This is a genomic window from Chitinophaga sp. Cy-1792 (assembly GCF_011752935.1).
GTDB lineage: Bacteria > Bacteroidota > Bacteroidia > Chitinophagales > Chitinophagaceae > Chitinophaga.
Genome location: NZ_VWWO01000003.1, coordinates 852,768 through 878,043, shown reverse-complemented (window position 1 = coordinate 878,043; position 25,276 = coordinate 852,768). Strand labels below are relative to the sequence as shown.

Below are 25,276 nucleotides of genomic sequence, written 5' to 3'. Positions count from 1 at the left end.
ATTATTAGAAATATCTGGGGCTGGTGACTCTTGGTCTTTTCCCGGTGAAGAGGTACCCGATGGAAATTTCATGGGAACCACTCTGGTAGGAAGCCATTTTACTGATGGTCAGGTCATATGCATAACCCAGGCGAAATTGGGAGGTGATATTAAACTGTATCATGGCGCTCACGGCATCCAGCTGCTCCAGGTCACTGGCCAGTGCCGGTTTGCTCCAGAGTTTCACACCGGTACGGTAGGAAGCGCCGGCCCATAACCTGTCTGCAATGAGGAACATAGCGGTCAGGTCTACGTTGGTAGGGCCTTTAAAATCTTCTTTTATTAAGATAGAAGGTTTGAATTTCAGGTTTTCGGAGAGATCTAACATGACACCTCCATTCACGTATAAGTGCTGTGTTTTGCGCAGCACCTCATACTGGTAGCCTTTCCAGTAATAGCGGGAACCATCTGTATATAAAGAGAAGAGGTCCATGACAGAAGCTCCTACATACCATTTGGATGTATAATAGTATACCCCGAACCTGGCATCCGGCACCCAGGTGGTAGCATGGCCGGTAGGAATGGCGGGGTCATTCTGGTCGTTGTACAGTAAGGCGGCACCGTCGATGCCGTACTGCGTGAAACCCGCGCCTATACCCAGGCATAAACGCTTGTCGCCATCTTCGTTGAGTGGGATACGGTAGGAATACATCCCATAAATGGAAGTGGCATCCTGTGGCCCCAGTTTATCGTACATCACCTGTAATCCAAGTCCTACGCGGTTATCACGGGAAGAGGCCAGCGCACCATCAATGGAAACGCCGCCTGTTTGCGGTCCTCCGGGAAAATCGACCCATTGCTTGCGGTAAATGGCATTTGCATACAGGTCTTCCTTATACCCGGCATACGCAGGGTTAACTGCCAGCATGTTAAATACATATTGACTGAACTGCAGGTTTTGTTGAGCGAGTGAACGGTCAGCAGACAATGATAAAAATGTTGTCAGTATCACAAGCCCAACCTTTGCTTTAAAGCTAATGCTCATAGGAGATTATTTTGATGTCAATAGTAATTTTAGCGTATCAGTAAGATCCAGCCTTTGATATCACGTACGTGCACATCACCTTTGTTCAGCTTCAGAATATAGAAGTACGTGCCTTCGTTCAGGTCTTTACCATTCCATGTATTATTATAGTTTTTGTTCTGGTATACCTGGTTACCCCACCTGTTATAAATCAGCAGTGTGGAGCCTGGGTATTTGTCGATGCCCGGTATCACGAAGTTGTCGTTTTTACCGTCGCCATCAGGCGTTACCACATTTGGTATAAACAGATCATCATCCGGTGTACCTGGATTTTTGGTTACGGTAGATGTATTATCTGAAGGATCAAGGTCTGTTTCGTTACCGGAGATAACAGCGGTATTGATAATGGTGTCGCTGGAGATCAGTCGTGCCGAGAAGGTGACTGTTTCCACATTACCTGGTGCCATGAAAGGAATGGTCCAGGTGATGGTGCGGGTACTGTTATCGTATACAGCGGCTCCTCTGGAGGCGATGATACCGGTAGGATCACCGAGCATGCGTTGGATTTCATCCGTCATCACTACACCCGTTGCAGTATCAGGGCCCTGGTTGGCGGCCGTGATCACAAATTCCAACATCTTACCCACTTCAATTCCGGTAACGGTATTCAGCTGTTTCACTACTTTCAGGTTTGCATACCTGCCACTATTAATATCTACTACAGCAGTATCTGGTACACTTACCTCCGGCGGACCGGTTACATATGCTACATTTCGGATATCACCTTTACCGGTAATAGTACCTGTATAACTCCAGGTGATGCTTTCACCTGCATTGAGCAGACCGATATTCCAGGTGAGCAGGTTCTGGCCATTAACCGATACGGTGCCTCTTGGCGGGTTACTGTAAGTGATATTACCCAGTAATGCCGGTGAAGGAAGGCTATCCGTCACCACAACAGGGTTGACACCTTCTACACCATTATTTTTAACGGTCAGGCTATACGTCACCTGCTGACCAACAGAATAAGGACCAGGGCTTACCGATTTCGTGATATCCAGTTCCGCTTTTGGAATCACTGTAGTAACAACGGTATTGCTGATATTGTTGGAAAGATCAGGGTCCGTTACACCCGGAGGCGCAGTGATAGTAGCAGTATTATTCAATACCCCTGGTTCCAGGGCGGTGCCTTCAATATCAATAAACACGGCTGCCTGCGGCGGGAAGGTACCTACCGTTGCATTCAGTGTATTATTCGTAATCGAGGTCGTTACAGCGGCAGCGCCATTCGCGGTTCTTACACTGGTCACAACAGGATTACCTATGGCCGGCAGCATGTCCTGTGCGGTAGTACCGTTTGCAGCAGATGGGCCGCCGTTGGCCAGGAACAATTCGTAGGTAACTTTCTGTCCTACGTATACCTGTTGTGTACCGTATTTACCAATGGCTACATCAGCCTGGCTACCGATCACGCTAAACACCGGTGCCGAATTAACGGTGCCGTTGAAATTAGCGGATGCGATATTGATCACCGTGCCATCAGCAGCATCGCTGCGTACCGTTCCGGTAACTACGATCTGCACACTGCTGCTGTCTACTCCCGGAATGGTGGCGGTTACGCTCACCATATTACCGGAGCCGGTGGCCCCTGCGGAAATAGTAGCAGTGCCTTTCGGTGTAGCCGTCCAGGTTACATTGGTCAGTGCAGAAGGAATACTGTCTGTTATCAGCGTATTGATGGCCGCGCTCTGCCCGGTATTACCGACATTGATCACGTAGGTGGCCGTAGCACCGCGGTACATATTTGCCGGGCCGGTTTTGGATACGGTAAGATTTGCATCTATTACCACCACGGTATTGACGGTAGACGTCTGTGCTACCGTATTAGGTTCTGAAGGTGTAACCGTAGCGGTATTGGTGATGTTACCGGAAACAGTAGGGCCTACCATACCATTGACAAGGATAACGATGGAGTTGCCAGCGCCGGTAGGCATGTTGCCGGTGAGTGTAATATTATTGCCGGTACCACTGGCAGGACTGCTAATCACCGCTGTTCCCGCAGTGGTGGCTGTCCAGGTAACATTCGTAATCGCCGCCGGCACCACATCAGCAACACTGAAGTTACTGGCATCACTGATGCTGGTATTGGTGATGGCGATGCGGTAAGCTATTGGCTGACCTGCTACCGCACTTGCTGGTCCTGATTTCAGGATAGACAGTACCGGTCTTGCCGTTACACCTGTTTTTACAATAGAGGTATCTATTTTTCCTGTTTCTGCCGATGTTACCGTTGCCAGGTTCGTGAGCGTATCACGGAACGACGGACTCACCGTACCATTCACGTTAACCACTACACTGTTTCCTGCGCCCGGAGGGATGCTGGCAGTAAGGTTCACGTTACCCGTTCCGGTGCTGCTGCCCTGGAAGGTAGCCTGGCCGTTGCTTTGCACCGTCCAGCTAACATTCTGCACACCTGCCGGCACGATATCCCTGATCGCGGCATTGGTCGCATTACTTGGACCGGCGTTCGTGACAGTGATCACATAATTAATCTGCTGGCCGGAGAGGATGGCGGAAGGTCCTGTTTTCAGTATCTGTAAGCCAGGGTTCAGGTTTACGTTGGTAGTTACGGTAGATGTATCACCGGTAACACCCGTCTCTGATGGCTGTACGATAGCCGTATTCACAATATTTCCTGCAAAAGAGGAATCTACCTTACCGGTAATATTTACTACCAGGCTGCTGTTAGGCTGGAGGTCTGCCGTCAGCGATATCGCGTTGCCGCTGCCGCTGGTAGCGCCGTGGATCACCGCTCCGGTATCCAAAGTCTGGGTAGTCCAGGTTACCTGTTGCAGGGAAGCAGGTATATTATCTGAAATGACTGCATTCACCGCCTTACTCAAACCAATATTGCTCACCACCAGCTGGTAGGCGATGAGTTCACCTGCGTCGGCGCTGGATGGTGCACTCTTACGGATGGTCAGTACCGGGCGACTCATAATCACCGTATTCACCACATTGGATACGACAGGCTTATTGCTGGTATCGCCAGGTGTTACGGTAGCCGTGTTGACGATGGTACCGGTAGCAGATGGCGCCACCATGCCATTCACCGTAATGAGTATGGTACCATTGCCGGCGGCAGTAATATTTCCGCCCACCAGTATATGCGGGCCCGTACCGCTGCTGCCGCTGGAAACAGTGGCTCCCGGTGTGGCGGTAGCTGTCCAGGTGACGTTGCTCAGGCGGGAATCGATCGTATCGGTGATCTGCATACCCAGCGCATCAGAAGGACCATTATTGGTGACACTGATGGTATAGGTGAGATAATCACCTGCGGTGATCGTTGCTGGGCCTGTTTTGCGTATATCCAGTCGCGTTAACCTTGATACATGTGTTACCAGTGTATCGGAAACATCCGGAATGGTCGTGTTTCCTGCCAGCACCACGTTGGTGATATCTCCGACCGTATTCGGATCGATGCTGCCGGTTACCGCAACGGCCACCAGGTTATCTGCACCACCAGGAATGTTAACTGTAGTATTCACATTGCCGGTACCGGAGAATGGCCCGGTAACGGAAGCACCTCCCTGCACGAGCACTGTCCAGCTAGGGTTCAGTATGGCCGCAGGAATGGCATCCCTGATATTCAGTCCGATCGCATCGGAAGGTCCGTTATTACCTACTGTCAGCGTATAGGCAATGGTGTTACCAGCCACCGCCTGCTGAGGGCCGCTCTTCTGTACCGTCACACTTGTTTGCTTAGTGATGGTAGTAGTGATGGTGCTGAGGTTATTCAGCGGGTTCACATCAACCCTGACAGAATCGGCAGCAGCCAGGCTATTTAATATGGACGTAACCGTGGTAGCACCATCGATGATACCGGTTACCTGGAAAGTAATATAGTTACCGGATCCGGCAGCAATGGTGGCAGGCATGTCTATCACATTGCCACTGCTGTCTACCCTGGCGCTACCCATGATGGTAGCGTTGCCGGTGGCAATCGCCGACCAGGTCACGCTGTTCACCGCCGCAGGGATTACATCCTGGATACGGATATGATTGGCACTTCTCGGGCCATTATTATATACCTGCAGCGTATAGCTGATACCCTGGCCTGCAGCAGCAGTAGCAGGGCCACTCTTCTGCACCCGTATATCAGCCGAATTATTCACGGTAGTGGTTACACTGGATTCTTTATGCGTGCCCGCAGTAACAGCGGCCGTATTGACAATAAGGGTACCTACCGATTCTGTTACCACACCATCAATCATTAATACAATGGTATTTCCACTACCTACAGGGATATCACCTGTGGTAGATACAGTATTGGTAGTACCGGAAGTAGCGCCGGTTACTGCGGCGGTACCGGTGCCGCTGGCGGTCCAGCTGAATACACTCACCGTTGATGGAACATTATCTTCAATCAACGCGCCGGTAATATTTCCGGAGCCGCCGTTGCTGATGACCACGCGGTAGCGGATGGTGTCTCCCACTTCTGCCGTGGCAGGTCCTGATTTGGCGATACGTACCACCGGATCATTATCTACAGTAGCCGAAACCGTACTGGTATTGTTGCTGAGCACAGGATCGGTAACACCACTTCCGGCAGGCAATGCCACGGTGGCGGTATTGGTGATGGTAGCACCATTTACGGATGCCGGTGAAGTAATACCGGAAATATTCACGGTAACGGCACTGCTGCCATCGCCAGGGATATCTGCCGTAATATTCACATTACCGGTACCTGAAGCCGGGCTCATATTGGCGACATTGCCGGTAGCGGTAGCCGTCCAGGTGGCGTTGAGGATGCCGGCTGGCAGGATATCTGCAATGGTGACACCGGTAGCATTGGAAGGTCCCAGGTTCACGATTTGCAGCTGGTAATCTGTTGCTTCACCAGCGGCCTGGTTAGCGGCGCCCGACTTGATAATGCGAAGGTCTGCCTCACGGGTAACGGTAGTATTCACCACCGCCGTATCTCCGGAAGGCCCGATATCAGACGGGTTCAGCACACTGGCTGTATTCTGTATGCTGGTGCCGGTAAATGCCGGAGATACCTGCCCGCTAATAGTGATGGTAATTTTTGCCGTAGGATCATTAGTTATATCCGCTGTCAGTAATATATTGCCCGTGCCGGTATTGCCGGATTTAATCACGGCGCCATTGGTGGCAACGGCGGTCCAGGTAGCGTTGAGTATACCTGCCGGGATATTATCCTTGATAGTGACATCGTGCGTGCTGCTAGGGCCGTGGTTGACCACTTCTACCGTATACTGGATATTATTACCTGCTACGATGGTAGCTGGTGCTGTCTTCCTGATTTCCAGGGTAGCCCTGCGTGAAATCGCAGTAGTTACAGTAGAGCTGGAGCTATCGGCTCCAGGCTCTGCAGGCCATAAATGTGCCGTGTTGACGATATTGCCGACATAGTCTTGCTGTACTTTTGTTTCTACCAGCACAATAACCGTATTGGTAGTACCCGCAGGGATATCTGCCACAATATTGATGATGTTACCGGTACCATTGGCGCCGGAAGTAATATTGGCAGCACCGGCGGCCACAGCTCCCCAGCGTACTACAGTGGCGGTAGCAGGTACCGTATCACGGATGATGGCACCTTTGGCATCACTGGGACCTACGTTGGTAATACGCAGGCCATATAACAATGTACTGCCGGCAATGGCGGTTGTTGGTCCTGATTTGGTAATCAGGAGTCCCGGTTTCTTATTGATAACCGTAACGATGGTATCGCTGTGAACCGGCGGTATACCTGATTCGGCAGGCGCAGCCACCGCTACGTTTTTAAGTACGGTATCAGTAGTATTGGATGGTAAGGTACCACGCACGGTAATCTGAACACCGCTGCTGTCTGCAGGGATATCTGCCGTCACTGTTACCAGCTGGCCTGTGCCGCTGGCGCCGGAGGTGATGGTGGCCCTGCCGGCCGCGATGGCTGTCCAGGTAGGGTTCTGCAATCCCGCAGGCACCTGGTCGGTGATCAGTGTATTTTTCGTATTGGATGGTCCCAGGTTACGGACGTTCAGTATATACGTTACCGTTTCACCGGCATTGGCCACAGAAGGGCCACTTTTCGTGATCCTGACATTCGGCTGTTGTGAAACGATGGTAGTCACCGGATCAGAAGCCACAGGTGTTGCGCCCGGTTCGGAAGGAATGGTTACCGCCGCATTCAGGAAGCTGCCGGAGAAGGCAGGATCCACCATGCCGGTAATATTGATAACGATGCTGTTGCCGGCACCCGCAGGCAGATTAACATCAGCACTTAAGTTATTACCACTACCGGTAGCACCGGAGAGTACCTGTGCAGCGCCGGTAGCGGTGGCTGTCCAGGAAGGGTTCTGCACCTGCGTAGGAATCGCATCACTGATCAGCAGGTTGCTGGCGTTGGAGAGACCTGTATTGGTCACAATAACCGTATAGGCAATTTTTTCGCCAGCGGCCAGTTGTGCCGGGCCCGACTTGGTAATCGTCAGTACAGGCATCTTCCTTACGATCACTGTTTTGCTGGCAGATACGGATGGTACCGGCTCTGATGGCGTAGCATGGGCAGTATTCACCACATTCATGCTCACATCAGGATTTGTCTTTCCTTTTACCGTGATCACCACCGTATTATTGGCGCCCGCAGGAATATTGGCGGAAATATTTACCAGGCTGCCCACACCGGTAGTACCCAGGCTGATAACAGCATTGCCGGTGGTGGTGGCTGTCCAGTGCGCGCCAAGGATATCCGCAGGAATAGTATCTGTTATGCTGACACCTACCGCATCAGAAATACCCACATTACCTACCGTAATCGTATAGGTAAGACTATCACCTGCTACGGCGCGGTCTACTGCTGTTTTGGTAATCGTCAGCTGCGGCAGTCGTTTTATGTAGGTTGTTTTGGAAGATGAATCCCCCACGCTACCTGCTTCTGCAGGTGTTACCACCGCCTTATTGGTAATGGCGCCACTGAAACCAGGGGCCACATTTCCCGTAATAACCACCGCAATGGCATTGGCATTACCCGCAGGTAAATCTGCATTGATAACAATATTATTGCCGGTACCTGTATTGCCGCTATTAATAGCGCCATGATTGGAAGCACCTGCTGTCCATCTTACATTGGTAACCTGTGATGGTACCACATCGCTGATCGTCAGACCGTGGGCATCACTCGGACCACTGTTGGTAATGAACAACGCATAATTAATCAACCCGCCGGCCTGCGCAGTATCAGGACCACTTTTTACGATATTGAGTTTTGTCTGGTTAGTGATCGTAGTTACTACATTATTGGAAGTAACCGGTACTGTATTAGGCGCTAAAGGCGTAACCACTGCATGGTTGGTAATGGAGCCTGTGGCAGAAGACAACAGCGTTCCATTAATAATAACACGGATAGAAGATCCGGCATTCATCAGCGTGGTGATGTTCACATTATTACCGGTACCGGTAGCACCTGCGCTGATACTCGCAGTACCGCTGGTTACACTTGCTGTCCAGGATACATTGGTTAGTGCAGCAGGCACCTGGTCAGTTATTACGGAGCCATCTGAGTTAGACGGGCCTTCGTTGGTAACATCCAGTGTATAGGATATCTGGCTGCCGGCAGTAGCAGTGGCAGGGCCATTTTTCACTACGTCGACCTTCACGGTTTTGGCAACAGTAGCCACGTCCTGTGCCTGAATTGGAGACACACCCGGCTCTGCAGGAATGGCATGTACCGTATTCACCAGTGTACCCTTGAAATCCGGGTTCACGGTACCGGTAACGGAAACGACTATATTATTGGAAGATCCCGCCGGTATATTGGCAGTAACCCTAACAATACTACCGGTACCGGTTGCACCGCCGGTAATGGTAGAAGTACCATTGGCGGTGGCTGTCCATACCGGATTGAGGATGGTAGCCGGAATGGTATCCAGTATCACCGTACCCACCGCATTACTAGGGCCATTATTTACAAGGCCTATCTGGTAGGTAACCTGGTTTCCTGACACCATCACTACCGGGTTGGCATGGGATTTAACCAGCACCAGACCCAGGCTGCTGTTGATAACAGTATTGGTCGTATTGGAAGTAAAGCTGCCCACAGCAACTTCTGATGCAGTAGCCACGGCCTGGTTCATGATAGTACCCGTGGCCGCTGCGGTAATAGTACCGTTTATGGTAATATAAATCTTACCGGTATCTCCCGCAGGGGCATTTACCACCATACTTATATTATTGCCGGTACCTGTGGCGCCGGATACAATGGTATTTTTGCCGGTGGCTACGGCTGTCCAGCTTACGTTGCTCACCATCGGCGATATCACATCCGTGATAGTGGCATTCTGTGCATCACCCAGGCCGGTATTATTTACCGTTACCCCAAACGTGATGGGGCCGCCGGCAATACCGGTAGCTGGTGCTGTTTTCAGCAGGTCGAAGTACGGACGACGTATTACCGGTACCGTTACAGTGCTCGTTGCGCCACTGGTGTCGGGCACATTTGGCGATACAGCCGTAGCAGTATTGGTAATATTGCCATTCAGTGCGGAAGACAGCTTACCAACTACCACCACTTTTACCTGTGCGGCGCCTGTTGGAATATCTGCCGTAACATCAATATTTGTTAAGGATGAATTATTGGAGATAAGGATCGCACCACCGGAAACGGCTACCTGTACACTGGTTGCGATAAAGGTAGCTGGCAGCGGATCGGTGATATGTACCGCAGTGGCGTTACTAGGGCCTGCATTGGTAGTGACTATTTCGTAAATAAAGTCCTGCCCTGCAATATATGGCCCGCTTTCCTGGATCGTTTTCTGAATTTGTATATCCGCTGCGCTGGTATAGGTAATCACTACGGTATCTCTGCTTGGTGGGCATATACCGTTGGTTATTGTCCAGACCAGGGTAGCACTTGTATTGGCTGCAATCGTTGCATTTGTAGCTGGCGAGGTTGGATTGGACAGTGTGGCATTGCCTGCAATTACAGTCCAGGAACCGGTTCCGGAAGATGGTGCATTGGCATTCATTAAGAATACACCGGAATTGTACTGCAGCTGGTCAGGACCGGCATTAGCGGTAGTAGGTGCGTTGAGAATAGTAACATTGATCTGGTCGCCGACACCATTACAAACGCCGTTCTGAATATCCCAGGCAAAAACATAGTTACCTGGCACCAGTCCGGTTACCTGTGTATGCGGGTCATGTACAGCTGTAAACACAGGCGTAGATGGGCCGGACACGGCAAACCAGGTACCTTGTCCTACGGCGGCCGGTGTGGCGGCCATATTCATGGAAGACACGTTACACAGCGTCGTATCATTACCGGCATTAGGGGTAGAAGGCGCACCATCGATGGTCAGTGTCACCGGATAGGAAGGGGACGCACAATCTATAGTAGGATTTGTGAAGATGATATTAAAATGATAGGTTCCAGCTGGCACGTTAGCAGGGATGATGACCGTGATTGGAGAAGCGCCCAACGTAGCTCCGGAAACATTGGTAAATCCTGGCATATCTGTACTGCTGATATAATACAGGGAGGCTGAACCGGAGGTCAGTGCATAGAACAGCGGAAATGCAGCAGAACCCTGGCAGACGTGATTAGGCGGGGCTATCGTTGCGGTAATTTGCGGATAAACTGTTACAGGGTATACCTGTGATGCGCCACTTCCGGAACATCCGTTAACGGTAGCGGTTACACGATAATAGGTAGTAGCAGTCAGATTACCTGTATTCAGCGTTGCGGTTGTTTGTCCGGCAATGGTCGTCCAGTTGCTGGTGCCATTAGGGCTGCTTTCCCAGGTATAAACAAAACCTGAAGCGGGTGTACCGGTACCTACGGGATTGATGGTAGCAGTAAGTGTAGCCCCAGTGTTATAGCATATTGCAGCAGGCCCGCTGATCACCGGTGTGAAATCCACCACCTGTAACGGCAGCGCATTGGAAGTTACACGGCAGTTGACATTATTGATCTCAGCAGTACCACCGGCAGCAACTACACGATATTCATAACCACCCTGCGCATTGGTAATCGGGAACGTATAAGAATTGTTGGCGCCATTATTCACCACACCACCTACATCATTCCAGTTGGTAGCTCCAACCAGCCTGTTTTGGAGCTGGAAATAATAATTGGAATAGCTACCTGCAGGCAGGGTAACGGTGACGGATGTATTGCCGCCTTTACAAACTGTGCCGGCGCCCTGGGTAAAGGTAATTGGCGGGCCACAGGCAGCGAAGGCAATATCATCCAGTGCAAGGTCATTACCGTTACTGCTCGGCGTATTACTGTAAATACGCAGGATCACGGAACTGGTTGTTGACGGCATCTGGAAAACGCCCGCCTGTCGTACCCAGGTGCCCGGGTTCTGGAATGGGACCTGGCCGGTGGATATAGAAGTTATTTCTACAGAAGGATTATTTGCATCTACAATCTGGAATCGCAGACTGGGCTGTGATACGCCATTCTGCGGGTTGATATTCATGATCCATGCGGAAAATTCAAATGTGGTACCGGCACAAAGTCCGGTGATGGTACGCTGGTAAAACAAACCAGGCGTTGCATCCGCATCAACCACCATACAATAGCCGGTACCGGGCTTTGTATGGTCGGGCCTGTCAACAAAATAGGTATTGTTATAACCCCGGGTAGTATTACTGATGGCATACTGCCCCGGATAAGGCCCAACCGGCCTGCTTGCCGTGGCAGGATTATAATAGGTGTAGTTGGTAATACCCGCAGGCAAAGCCGGTCCGAGTGTAGGCTTTACCGTAGTTCCGGCATCACCGAAAGTTTCTTTGAAGATAGGGTCTCCTAAGGATCCGGTACAGGACTGGGCAGCTGCATTATTTACATAAAACAGCCCGATAGAGAGTATTGCAGCACATAATAAAGATCGGAAGTAGCGTTGCATCATAGACATCAATTTTGAAATGGCCACAGGGTGCATTATGCAGCGTACGTGCTGGCCTGATGAATTGCTATTTTGATAGCATGTATTACGATAGAGTGTATTATGATAGAGTGTATTACGATAGAGTGTATAACTAAACGATAGCGTGTATTCTCACGGCGGCGGGATAAACCAGGATAACAATAGCATTCAATACCGCCAGGATGGCCGTATTGCGACTAAATACGAACGATAACCTTCAAAAAAAGGAGGAGGTAAAAGGGTCTTCAGAAAAATCACATGATCTACATACATCCTTCTTTTTCAACATCAATTACAACACCAGAAAAAAAATATGGTTCAATAAAAAAATCCAACATTAGTCTACAAAATTTGTGAACTAATAAAAATATTATTATTTTTGATTGATCAGACAAAGCGCTGTACCATCCCCTGCCCCATTTTTAGCACCACCCGATAAAATGTAGCAGGATACAGGCGCATACCTGCCAATCATTTAATCATTTCAAAAAAATACAGATGCATATCGTCTCCGGGGCACTCATTTGCGGCGAAACAAGGTGCTGTTTCGTATACTGTTACGAGTTATAACATACTTCAATACTGCTAACTTTTTATTTGTCGGGATACCCCCTTTAAGGGAGTTTCCCCGATACTATCTGCACTATTCATCCAAACAAAAAAATATGAAACGTATTATAACTGCAATGGCTGTATGCAGTCTGGTTTTCGGGTCGCTGTATGTATCTGCCCAAAACAAAAAACCTAATATTGTGCTCATCCTCGTAGATGATATGGGATACGCGGACCTTGGTGCCTATGGCTCTGAGATACATACCCCTAACCTCGACAAGCTTGCCAGCGAAGGGTTAAGACTCCGGGAATTCTATAATAACTCCATCTGTGCGCCTACACGGGCATCACTGCTCACCGGGCAATACCAGCACAAGGCAGGTGTTGGCTACTTTGATATCAACCTGGGACTGCCGGCCTACCAGGGCTACCTGAACAAGGAATCGCTGACACTGGCCGAAGTGCTCAGGAACGGCGGCTATACAACACTGATGGCAGGAAAATGGCACGTTGGCAACGATAGCACTGCCTGGCCCAATCAACGCGGCTTTGATCAATACTTTGGTTTAATCGGTGGAGCCGCCAATTATTATAATGCCAACTATCTCCCATTGGGCGGCAGGTCTTACCCGGTGATCATTGAAGAGAATAACAAACGCCTGCACCCACCTGACGACAGCTATTATTTTACAGATGAAATTGCCGGCCACGCCATCAAATACCTGGAAACAACCCGCAACAGCAACAAGCCCTTCTTCCTGTACCTGGCGTTCAATGCGCCACACTGGCCATTACAGGCCTTGCCGGAAGACATCAACAAATACAAAGGCCGCTATGATATTGGTTGGGACTCATTACAAAAACAAAGAATACTTCGCCAGCAGCAACTGGGGCTATTGCCAGCCGGCCAAACCATTGCCACCCGCGACACCGACGTTCCCGACTGGAATAGTCTGACCTGGGACGAGCAGCAACTCTGGAAGAAAAAGATGGAAGTCTATGCCGCCATGGTAGACCGCATGGACCAAAATGTGGGAAAAGTGCTGGCCAAATTAAAAGAATTAAAAAAAGATGATAATACGCTCATCATCTTCATATCCGACAATGGAGCACCAGCAGAAGATGTGGCACATGGCGGTAAAAAGGCCGCCAGAAACCTCGGCCCTGTAGGCACTTCCGGCTCTTTTGAATCGCAGGGAAAAAACTGGTCTTTTGTTTCCAACACGCCTTTCCGTGCGTTTAAAAACTTCATGTACGAAGGTGGTATCAGCTCTCCGTTTATTGCCTGGTTTCCGGGTCATATCAAAGCTGGCGGCATCGCCGCAGGTGGCGCCCACCTGATAGACATTGCCCCTACCTTTTATGAAATTGCCGGCGTAAAATATCCGGAGCAGTACAACGGCGTACACACCAACAGCTTACCTGGAGAGAGTCTGACAGGATTGTTATTCAAAGATCAGCCACTGAACAGGGCTGCTCCTATCTTCTGGGAACGTGCCGGCAACCGCGCCGTCAGGAAAGGTAAATGGAAACTGGTGTCCACGTTTCCTTCCTATCGCTGGGAGCTCTATGACCTGGAACAGGACAGAGGCGAAACCAACGACCTGGCAGCAAAAAATCCGCAGGTGGTGAATGAACTCAGCGCCGCCTATTTTGAATGGGCAAAGCGTACCGGTGTAGTGAATTATGCGGAGCTGAAGCAGCCGGCTTTGTTTGAGAAATAATTTTTGTTGTTCGCAAAGGTGCATAGAAGGCAAAGCACGCAAGGGAAGGCCTTCGGCCTTTTTTCTTTTCTCGCAAAGCAGCAAAGCAGCATAAGACCTACATTTTGTTGTAAGATTTATGCTTTGTTGTTTTGCAAACATAGGCATTAAAAAAACAACAGAACACAATCCTTTGCTGCTCTGCTGCTTATGCTGCTTTGCGACCCCGCGAAGCGGAACCAGAAGGCCGAAGGCCTTCCCTCGCGTGCTTTGCCTATTATACCGCTTTGCGAGAACCAAAACTCGCGGAAATTCAGTAACTTATAGCAATGAAGACGCTATGGAAATACCTGAAACCGCATCGTAAGCTGGTCTTTATCTCCCTGCTGCTGGCAGGCGTGGCACAATTGTTAAACCTCGTTGACCCACTCATCTTCGGTAAGATCGTTGACAATTATGCTTCCAATCCTACGGGACTCAGCGAAAAGGAATTGGTGAACAGCGTGCTGTACTGGCTGGGGATAGCCATAGTAGTGGCATTGGTGGCAAAATTTTTCAAATCATTACAGGAGTATCTCACCAGGAAAACAGTAGCCGCTTTTGGCATGCAAATATTTAACGATGGACTCAAACAAACACTCCGGCTCTCCTTCCAGGAATTTGAAGAAAACAGAAGCGGTACCACACTCAGCATCTTACAAAAAGTAAAAACAGACGCCGAAAGATTTACAAATTCCTTTATCAACGTATTATTCTCTTCCCTGGTAGGAACAGGGTTTCTGCTATGGTACAGCATCAATAAAAACTGGTTGCTGATACCGGTTTTTCTTATTGGTGTACTGGTGTTAGGTTCTATAACCGGGTTATTATCCAGGAAGATAAAAACCGTACAACGCAGCATCAACAGGCAAACCGACGCACAGGCAGGGGTTATCACGGAGAGTCTGCGCAATATTGAACTGGTGAAAAGTCTTGGACTTACCTTTCCGGAGATACGCCGCCTCAACGAACAAACACGGAAAATCTATGACCTGGAAATGTATAAAGCCAGTAGGGTAAGCATCCTGTCGTTTTTGCAAGGCACGGCGCTCAACCTGCTGAAACAGTCTATCCTGTTCATCCTGCTATGGCTGATATTCCGTAAAGTGTTGAGCACCGGCGAGCTGATAGCCATGCAGTTTATGAGTACCGCCATCTTCGTGCCCCTGCAGGACCTTGGCAACATGATACTTCAGTACAGGGAAGTAGATGCCAGCATCCGGAATTTTGATAAGCTGATGAAAAAGCCGGTGGAAAGGCGTCCGGAGAACCCTGTTGAAATTGGCGCGCTGGAAAGTTTACGTTTTGAAGATGTGATATTCAGGCACAAGACCGCCGGTTACAACGCCATTGACGGCATTTCCTTCGATATCCATACCGGACAAACCATTGCCTTCGTAGGTCCTTCCGGTTCCGGTAAATCAACACTGGTAAAGCTGCTCGTAGGATTATACACTCCTGTTAGCGGCAACATCTACTTCAACGATGTATACAGCACGGATATACGCTATAATCCGTTACGGCGGCAAATAGGCTTTGTAACACAGGATACCCAGCTCTATGCAGGCACTATCCGCGATAATATGCTCTTCGTAAAACCTTCCGCCACAGATGCAGATATCATGGACGCTTTGCGCAAAGCCTCTGCTGCTGCACTTATCGCCAAAACAGACAAAGGTATCTATACCATGCTGGGCGAAAATGGCATGAAACTTTCCGGCGGTGAAAAACAACGTATATCCATTGCCCGTGCACTGCTACGTCAGCCACGACTGCTGATATTCGATGAGGCTACCTCTGCCCTCGATTCCCTCACAGAAGAAGATATCACCCGTACCATCAGGGAGATTTCTGACACCAGGGAGCAAATGACCATATTGATCGCACACCGGCTTTCTACGATTATGCATGCAGACTCCATTCATGTACTTGAAAAAGGAAAGATTGTAGAAACAGGATCACATGCGGAATTGCTGGACCAGAAAGGATTATATTATGCCATGTGGCGGCAGCAGGTAGGAGAAAGACGGCTGGTCAGCGAATAAAAAAAGAGACGCGCGAAGACGTCTCTTTCCGATCATAGTTTATCAATAGTGGAATTAAGCCTTTAAACTGGCGGCCCATTCCGCTGCGGTTTGAACCGTTGCCTGGTTAGGGAAAATTTTGCCTACCAGGATATTATGTACTTCTTCACTTCTGTCTACACAGCAGTCAGCTAATACTGTTAATTTAAAGTCCAGGTCGAAAGCCTGGCGTACGGTACTCAGTACGATGCCGCTGGTAGCGATACCTGACAGCACCAGCTCTGTAATTCCTTTGCTGGCCAGGATCATTTGCAGATCGTTGCCGGCAAATGCGCTCACGCGCTTTTTATCAATGACGAGTTCGCCAGGTAATGGCGCTACGTCAGGGTGTACGGCGCCCATTTCATCGTCGGGGCCAAACCAGCCCTGCGCCTTTATACCGCTGAAGCTTACGTTTGCCGGACTGATTTCAGGATAACCTTCGCGGAAGCCAATCTTCACGAAAATAACCGGGATTCCGGCTGCTCTCGCCGCTTCCTGCGCATGTTTAATATTTTGCAACAGTGCTGGCCCGCCACCCGGAATCATCTCCGTAATACGGCGCTGTACGTCCATAATAAGTAATGCCTTGTTTGCCATGTACCAGATATTTTAAAAAGATAATGATATTGCTTATTGCTCGTCTTCCAGCGCTGTCAGCAGCGACAATGCTGATTTAATCGTTTCTTTCTCCTGTGCGGAATAAAGGGTGGCTATTTTTTTTGCCAGCCACTCATCCCTTTCCTTGCGGGTTTGTTCCACCATTTGCTGGCCCGTCCTGGTAATGGAAATCAGCGATTTTCTTTTGTCTTCTGCAGCTGTTTTACGCGAGATATAATCCAGTTCCTGGAGGCGTTTCAGCACCTGCGACATAAACTGCGAAGAAATTTTCAGCTGGCTGCCCAGTTCTGAAGGCAATAGTTCTTTCCGGGTCATGAGCATACTCAGTACGTTCAGCTCTGCCATAGAAAGGTCTTCCGGGTTGCTGATCTGCTTGCGTAAACGCTTTCTTAGTACAGAAACCAGCTGACGGATTCCCATAGCTATTTCCTGGTCTTTTTTGGTAACCATATCGTATATATCTCGTTAACTTTGTAAAGTTACTTTACTATTTTCTGACAACAAAATTTTACGCAGACTATTTTAGACGTACAGAACGGTATAAAAAACGAACTCCCCGGCAATAACATTGTACTGCCAGGGAGTTCTTGTTTATACATACAGCTATTTTAAATCTTCGCCTGCGATATCTTCCCAGCGATAGTAATGGAAAGTTTTATCATCGCTCATCACCACAAACAGGCCGTGTTTGAAGGTGCTGTCCAGCGGCATATTCACCACCTCAGAACCATCACTGTGACTTGCAGCCACTTTCACCACTTTCACCAGCTCATGCTGATAAGGCTTGTCTGCCGTTCCTTCTCTTCTGAAAATCTGGAACTGGTTGGCACCCTGATCAGACACCAGTATATAACCTTTACCAGGCGCAGTTTTGAAGATAGAGATCCCTTCATGGTCTTCTTTAAAACCGGTTTTAGCAAAGAGGGCCAGTTCTTCATCACCTTTGGCAGGATCTGCATAATACTGTCTTACACCCACCTGCTCATCTGAATAATAAATATATCCCAGCTCATTATCTACGGCGATTGCTTCTATTTCCTTCTTACCGCTATACTTGCCAAACTTGCGTACCAGCGTTGCTTTGATATTACCTTGTCCGTCGTCCTGGAGGAGGTACTGCCAGAGGTAGCCGCCTGTAGTAGGGCCGCTCTTTCTGCCCACAACAGCATATTGTTTTCCATCAGGGGCGGTATATACTGCAATGCCCATCAGATCACGGAATTGTTTGCTTTCATCTTCACCTTCAAACACAGGAATTCCGCCATTATCCAGTGGCTTCATATCCGGCAGGGAAAAGAAACGCAGTTTATGCGTGATACGCTCCGTGGCTACGCAGTAATCGGTAGGTTTTCCGTTCAGCACGAGGCCATAGGCGATATCCACGTTGTTGGGACGTTTAATACCACGGCGTACCAGGTCGCCCTGTATTTTTCCTTTCAGATCGTATACATATAAGGCGCCATCTTCTGCTTTATCCGTACCAACAATCAGGCTCTTTGCCGGATCGTTCGGATTGATCCAGATAGCAGGATCGTCGGAATCAATTTTAACAGGCTCCGATATGATGACTGGTTTGATCACTTTTGCAGTATCAGTATTTGCAGCAGTTGCACATCCTGCAACGCCTAACAGCAGCGATATTCCGCAGGATATCCAGGTAAGTTTATTATTCGTGTTGATCATCTCTCTAAATAAAAATTAAAAGTTATTTACCAGCGGCACCAAAAGCACCAATTGTTGTAGAAGGAACCGGCGACGTATAGGTGTTACCGTTCATTACCAGGCCAGCGGTGAAGTTCGGGCTGAAAGCAGCCGTACCACCACCGATAGCAGGAGAACCTGTAGCTACGCGGAAATCCCAGGCAGTATTGAAATCATAATTGGCAGTAGGTGTCTCTACCGGGTAGTTCACGAATTTCGGATCGTTTTCACCGGCCTTTGTACCTCTGATTTCATTTTTACCGCCAATCACATCTGTGCTAAGCTGGAACTGTGTAACTGTTGTCTGATCATAGCCATAGTACATGTTATTGCTGATTACAGAACGGGAGTCTTCCGTTTTCTTTGTATCATGCTTGATACCGAAGCGCGTATTTGCAAACAGGTTGTTGTAAACTTCTGCATATACGGTTGCTTCCAGCCAGATGCTGCCACCCTTTACTGTAGGCCTTCTCCAGCCGGTATTGATCATCGTATTGTTATACGCGATCACATGTGCTTGCACAGCACGGTCGCCGGAGTTAGACAACTTCATGGCATTGGTGTTGTTGGAATAGAACAGGTTATTGGCCACATCCGCAATACAACCGGATTTGATGTTTACCCCTTCACCACCGGTTAAGCCTGTGGTATAGAATTTATTATTAGAGAAGAGAATTTTACCACCTTCGATATAAGTACAATCTTCCTGGAAATTACGGAAGATGCTGTTGGTCACCACCAGTTTACCATTGATGTTGCTAAACCAGAGTGCAGGCAGGTTTTCACCGCTGATAGCCTTGTACAGTCCCATTTTCACAGAGGAAGAGGCATCTGTTGTGGTACTGCCGCCATATTCCAGGATGGTGTTATCCAGCAGTAACTCCGCACAGGTTGGAGAAGCGAGGATCCCCCCCCATTGCTTACCGAATTTTTTGGCAGCAGTTCTGTAACCTTCTTCGATGGTGATCTTCACAGGATTTTCTGCAGTACCCATGGAATACAGGTTACCGTTTACGATGAACTCAGGTTTTGCCAGTGTATCCATGATCACGGTTACACCTTCTTCAATCACCAGTGTTTTACCGGCAGGCACAATGATATCGCCAACCACACGCTGTACACTTCCTTTTGCCCAGATACCATATACATCACCTTTCAGTCCTTCTGCACCACCTGTTGAAGGGGTTGTATCTACGTAAATATTTGCTTTCTTACATCCGGTGGCCACCATGGCAAGCAGAAGTACCAGTCGGAAAATCTGTTTAATATTCATATCCAATATTTTTAAAGAAGATTATAATTTATAACGTACACCCAGCAGGTAAGTCTGACCGTAATACTCTTTGCGGATCAGCGTTTCATTAGATGTTGCTGACTGACCAGGCATGTTGTCGTTTCTTACGTTATGACCTTTGATGAAAATAGTTGAAGGTGTATTGAGCAGGTTATTCGCTTTACCGTAAACAGTCCAGTGTTTCAGGAAGTGTTTTTCTACAGAGAAGTCCATCTGTATAAATCCTTTCTGCCACAGGTCATTATCTACGAATTGTGAAACGGTGTTGATACGCGGACCGGTGTAAGCACCTGCCAGCTGCAGTTCCCAGCCTTTCTTCATGTCTTTGTACAGCATGGAAAGGTTAGCAATGTGTTCAGACTGGCCAAACAGTGGTCTGGTTTGTTCTACCTGGACAGGCACCTGGTTGCCTTTGTCGTCACGGATTCTTTTTGTTTTCAGGGTAGTGATGGCAGAGTGGGTATAAGTATAGTTTGCTTTCACACCGAGTTTGCTGAAGAAGTGGATGAAATCCGCTTCCAGTCCGTAGTTATGTGCTGTACCGAAGTTACCTGGCATATAGTAAACATCCATAGGGCGGGTAGCATCAGGTTGCAGCGTATATTCGATAGGGTTAGCAATTGTTTTGTAGAAAACCCCTACGAGGAACTGATCGCCAGCTTTAGGGAACAGTTCATAACGCAGGTCAAAGTTATCTGCCACGGCGTGTTTCAGGTCGGCATAACCACGTTCGGTATAATCTTCCTGTACAATTTTGCCTGGCACAATCTCAAAGAATCCAGGACGGTTGATAGAACGGAAGTAGCTTGCACGCAGCTGCTGATGGTGCGCCAGCTCATATTTCAGGTTCAGGGAAGGCAATACATCAGTATATTCCTGGTTATTCACCGGCTTAGGTTCTCCTTGCGGGAAATACATTTTATAACCCTGGTTGGTATGTTCTACGCGTACACCACCGATTACTTCCAGGTCAGCGAACTTGAATTTCGCCATACCGTAGCCGGCAGCGATTTTCTCAGAAGCATCATAGGTCAATGCATTTCCTACGGCACCTGTCGGGTTCTGTACGTCCCAGATAATGTCTGTATAGCTGTTGAAGTCTTTACCATACAGCGCCTGGGTATTGCTTGGGCGCAGACTATAGTTATTATAGAAGCTGCTGCGTTGTTTATCACGATATAAACCACCTGCACTGAAATCTGCCTTGCTACCACCAATCCTGGCAGAATAGGTCAGGTCCAGGTAACCGGCGAGGTCGTTGTCGGTATTTCTTTCCCAACGGCGGGACGCTCTGTCTACATTGGTGCGGGTATCTACGTTGTTGGTACGTACACCATACAGATCGATAAGGGTATTATCGGGTGCATCATTTTTTGCTGAGGACACCACTGCAGACCATTGCAGTTTTAATCTTTCAGGGATCAGTTTATGATCACCATGCAGGGTACCGTTGTAGATCTGCTGATCGATACGACGGGTACGGGTTTCATACGTCAGCTTTGCACTGCCCTGTTCTGGTTTATAGTCGCTGCTGAAGCTGGTGATGATACCGTCGCGTGTCTGCAGGTTTTTCAGGTGCATGTAGGCGTTGTAGAAAGAGATTTTGTTATTCTCGTTAATAACATAATCTATTTTTCCGTGTAAACCGGTACGTTGCTGCTGTTCGTAATACTGGCGTTTATTCATGCTCGTTACTACGGCGTAGCGATCGGTACTATCTACGCTATGGCCGTAGAAAGTGCTGGTAGTGGTGCGGAAGGTATTCTGGAAGCTACCTGCGAGCAATACACCCAGTTTGTTGTTGAAGAAACGTTGTCCCAGTGTCAGACCTGCCACCGTGTTAGGGGTGAAGTTCTTCGCTTTATAGTCCAGGGTACCTTTATTGAAATCTGCCGGCGTAGCGTTATAGTCTTTACCATGGATTTCGTAGGGAGAGAGCCCATTTGCTTTATCCGGGGAGAAGCCCAGGTAGCCTTTATCGAGTACACCCTGGCTGTAGCCGGCGCCCAGGTTGACGTTCAGCTGTAAGCCCGGGGTAGCGTCTTTCATCACCATGTTTACGGCACCGCCTACGGCGTCGCCTTCCATGTTAGGTGTCAGGGATTTATAGATTTCGAGCCTTTCCAGCAGATCAGCCGGGAAAAGGTCTAAAGGCACGTAGCGGTATTTATTATCCGGGCTGGGGATTTTCACGCCGTTGATCAGCGTATAGTTGTAGCGTTTGTCCATACCACGGAGGATGGCATATTGTCCTTCCCCGTTGCTGCTGCGTTCTATGGATACGCCGGAAACACGTTGGATAACGTTGGCAACAGTGAGATCTGGTGATACTTCGATGGCAGCACCGGAAACAGCGTTCATGACGATAGGCGCTTTCTGTTCCAGTTTGCGGGCGTTATTCTCTGAGGAGCCTTTGCCGCTGGCAGCCACCACTACTTCGTTCAGGTTTTTGCTGCTTTTTTCACTCAGGTAAATGTTGACCTGGGGATTATCTTTCTCTACTACTGTTATTTCTTTACTGAGCGATTTAAAGGTAAGGTGGGAAATCACCAGCGTATAATGACCTACAGGTGCATCCTTAAAAGTAAAGGAACCATCCAGTCCGCTCAGTGCCACCTGTTTGGATGGCTGCAGTAAAATGGTTACGCCGGGAAGTGGCTCACCAGTTTTCTGATCATAGATATGCCCTTTAATACCTCCGGCAAATGCTGCGGAGATACTCAGAAAGAGGCAAAGGAAAATTTGTAGCAATGACTTCATCGTAGTTTGTTTTTGCCTGGTCAGGGGTGTTTCCCAACCACGACGCAAATGTGAAATCGGCCGCAAAATTTTTCAAGAAACAGGCGTAAGCAAATCGTTATCACCGTTAACAAGGCCGTAAACAAAGCGTTATCAGCGTGAACAAACAACAAATAAATGATTGATTTTCAGTAATTTAACCGTTACACGAATAACCATTACCATTACGTTAAGCCAATATTACCGGAATGTTAAGTCCTATAAATTCTGTGCAAACGTGTTTAAGGTATCTCCTTCCGGGAGGTTTAGTTTTTTGCGTACCCGGTAGCGGGCAACACGTAAACTGTCTTGCGAGATGCCCAGGATGGTGGCCATATCTTTTGAATTGATATTCATTTTATGGAGGGCAACCAATTTGATATCGTTACTCGTCAGGTCGTTGGAGAGTGCGTTGAGTTTATCGAAGAATGACTGGTGTACCTGTCCGAAAATACTGTTGAACTCGTCCCATTGTTTTTCGTGGTGTTGGTTCTGTTCTATTTTCAGGAGGATCTGCTGCAGTTGTTTTTTATTATCCCGTTTGTCATCTTTTACAATAGTGGAGATACTATCTTTTAATTCATCCATGAACTGATTACGTTGGATGACCTGCAAAGTATGGGAAGCCAGTTTTTTGCTGTTGAGCTCCAGCTGGTCTTTCTGGGCTTCCTGTACCTGTTCGTTTTTATCGGAAATAGCCTTTTGCTCGCGTATTTTTAATTTCTGGCGGGAGATGATCAGCAGACTTACGACCACCAGCAACAGCACCACTGCAGCCAGGGCCGAATAGATGACGATATTGATACGGTGACTGTTTTCCAGTCGCAGGATCTCATCATTTTTTTTATTGATATCATAGATGATGCGCAGGAAGCTCATCTGGCGGTTGTTCTGCTCGGAATAGATGCTCAGCAGGGATTTGCGGCTTTGTTCCATGTATACGAAGGCGCTGTCGTGCTGTCCGAGCAGTTTGAAGTTCAGGGCAATATCCTTGCAGGCGGCGCCGATCTGGTAGTTATTGTTGGTAGCCCTTGCCATGGCGAGTGCCTGGCGGCTGAACTGCATACTTTGTATGAGGCGGTTGGTTTTACGGTAGATGTCACCTATATTATTTACCACTTCTATACTGCCTATCCGGTCGTTGTCGGACTCATAAACCGCGAGGGCCTTATTAAAGAATACGAGTGCGGAGTCGTACTTTTCCTGGTCTTCATAAATACTTCCCAGGTTTTCGTATATGCCGGCGATGCCTTTATGATCGCGGATGCTTTCATAGGCACGGAGTGCCAGGCGGTTATAGTAGAAGGCGCTGTCGGGTTGCTGTGCTTTTTCAAAGAGGTGACCGATATGGCCATAGGTAGCGGCGATGCCGGCAGTATCAGCGGCTTTGCGATAGAGCTGTAATGCACGCTGGTGTACCTGTGCCGCAGCGGGCTTATTGATATTATGATAATATAATACGCCCATCGCGTTGAGGTTATCCGCTTCCAGCGTGATAGCGCCGGCGGCTTCCAGCATAGACTGGGCCTGCTGATAGTACTCGAGGGCTTTGGGGTAATATCCCTGGTCTACACATATTTTTCCCATCTCCATCAGGCAAACGCCTGTACGGAGATCATCCTTATTGTTAATGGCCCCACTCTGAAGAACGCGTAACTTTTCGAATGCGGAATCAGGATACTGACGACTGAGCGCTATGGCCGCAGCAACGGCAGGATCGGGTTTATATTGAGCAGCAATTTTCTGACCGGCCCCACAAATACAACACAACAGTGTTACCAGGAACAACTTACAATAACGATACATGCAACACTTAAATCGGTAAAACATTCCACAAAGAAATATTTTTACTGTTACCTGTATGTTATCAAATCATTACCGGCTAGTGGTATTGCAGTTCGAGCACCGCAGCATTCGCTTCAAACATGGCCAGCAGCTGCTCTTTCAGCAGGTATACCTGTGGCATCAGCGGAAAACTGTGATTACGTGCAGTGGCAATATTATAATGCTGATGTAATACGGTCGTATGTTTCAGACCATCCAGCAGTTGCAGCGCGGTATTAAACGCCATGCTGTCCAGGTAAGTAGCCGCGGTATTCTGAAAAATATAATCCGGGCGGAAACCAGGATGAGACTCCAGGTAACTCAAAGCTGCATTCATATCCGGCTGACAGATACATGCCTTTGATTTTCCGGATAAATCCAGTGCATAATAATATTGTAAACGATGATCCTCATTAGGGTCAATCAGTAAAAAAGTGATTGATGGTTCCATTTTTCGATAGTTCGGGTTTAGAATTGTTGTAATGGGGCGCGCAAAGATACGTGCAAATAATTTCAAAACGCTGTTTCTGTAGCTTAAGAAATCCTTAATTAATCAATATCAAAATCGACGCCACTTTACTGCGATTTTATCTCATTAATAAAAATTTAATCGATGAATATATATTGTTCATCTACCCATCAAATAACAGCGGGATTAATATTTTAACCAATACTGATAATATCTTGCCATAAAGCTATTTATATCGATTATCCAACCTACCTTGATATTACGCGAAACGTGTCAACCAATTATTGTAGCT

Annotated in this window: 11 protein-coding genes; 2 read left to right on the top strand and 9 right to left on the bottom strand. The window is 48.3% G+C overall.

The genetic code is table 11. The features are described 5' to 3' along the window. Nucleotides 1-4: 4 nt before the first annotated feature. Nucleotides 5-1,024 (bottom strand): type IX secretion system membrane protein PorP/SprF, encoded by a 1,020-nt coding sequence (locus tag F3J22_RS28900; protein WP_167021448.1) that lies wholly within the window; start codon nucleotides 1,022-1,024, stop codon nucleotides 5-7. Between the two features lie 29 nt (nucleotides 1,025-1,053). Beyond that, complete coding sequence (locus F3J22_RS28895) at nucleotides 1,054-11,922, bottom strand: gliding motility-associated C-terminal domain-containing protein (RefSeq protein ID WP_167021447.1); 10,869 nt, start codon at nucleotides 11,920-11,922, stop codon at nucleotides 1,054-1,056. A gap of 683 nt (nucleotides 11,923-12,605) precedes the next feature. On the opposite strand from F3J22_RS28895, the gene F3J22_RS28890 reads away from it, so the two are divergent. Then, nucleotides 12,606-14,216 (top strand): arylsulfatase, encoded by a 1,611-nt coding sequence (locus tag F3J22_RS28890; RefSeq protein ID WP_167021446.1) that lies wholly within the window; start codon nucleotides 12,606-12,608, stop codon nucleotides 14,214-14,216. 308 nt (nucleotides 14,217-14,524) lie between these two features. Further along, nucleotides 14,525-16,279: an ABC transporter ATP-binding protein gene (locus F3J22_RS28885; protein ID WP_167021445.1), complete on the top strand. Its 1,755-nt coding sequence runs from the start codon at nucleotides 14,525-14,527 to the stop codon at nucleotides 16,277-16,279. Between the two features lie 54 nt (nucleotides 16,280-16,333). On the opposite strand, the gene F3J22_RS28880 is transcribed toward F3J22_RS28885, so the two are convergent. From F3J22_RS28880 to F3J22_RS28850, 7 genes are all read right to left on the bottom strand, one after another. Continuing rightward, nucleotides 16,334-16,897 carry a cysteine hydrolase family protein gene (locus tag F3J22_RS28880; protein WP_167021444.1) on the bottom strand — a complete coding sequence of 188 codons (564 nt, stop codon included), beginning with the start codon at nucleotides 16,895-16,897 and terminating at the stop codon, nucleotides 16,334-16,336. 33 nt (nucleotides 16,898-16,930) lie between these two features. After that, the gene (locus tag F3J22_RS28875; protein ID WP_167021443.1) at nucleotides 16,931-17,368 is read right to left on the bottom strand and encodes a MarR family winged helix-turn-helix transcriptional regulator; all 438 of its coding nucleotides are present in this window, start codon (nucleotides 17,366-17,368) and stop codon (nucleotides 16,931-16,933) included. Nucleotides 17,369-17,521: 153 nt separating this feature from the next. Continuing rightward, nucleotides 17,522-18,601, bottom strand: coding sequence for a phytase (locus tag F3J22_RS28870; protein WP_167021442.1), 1,080 nt, complete (start codon nucleotides 18,599-18,601; stop codon nucleotides 17,522-17,524). A gap of 22 nt (nucleotides 18,602-18,623) precedes the next feature. Then, a complete protein-coding gene (locus F3J22_RS28865; protein WP_167021441.1) occupies nucleotides 18,624-19,892 on the bottom strand; it encodes a right-handed parallel beta-helix repeat-containing protein in 1,269 nt (422 codons plus the stop codon). 21 nt (nucleotides 19,893-19,913) lie between these two features. Then, nucleotides 19,914-22,673 (bottom strand): TonB-dependent receptor, encoded by a 2,760-nt coding sequence (locus tag F3J22_RS28860; RefSeq protein WP_167021440.1) that lies wholly within the window; start codon nucleotides 22,671-22,673, stop codon nucleotides 19,914-19,916. A gap of 237 nt (nucleotides 22,674-22,910) precedes the next feature. Further along, the gene (locus F3J22_RS28855; protein WP_167021439.1) at nucleotides 22,911-24,497 is read right to left on the bottom strand and encodes a tetratricopeptide repeat protein; all 1,587 of its coding nucleotides are present in this window, start codon (nucleotides 24,495-24,497) and stop codon (nucleotides 22,911-22,913) included. 76 nt (nucleotides 24,498-24,573) lie between these two features. Beyond that, nucleotides 24,574-24,966: a hypothetical protein gene (locus F3J22_RS28850; protein ID WP_167021438.1), complete on the bottom strand. Its 393-nt coding sequence runs from the start codon at nucleotides 24,964-24,966 to the stop codon at nucleotides 24,574-24,576. Nucleotides 24,967-25,276: the final 310 nt, after the last annotated feature.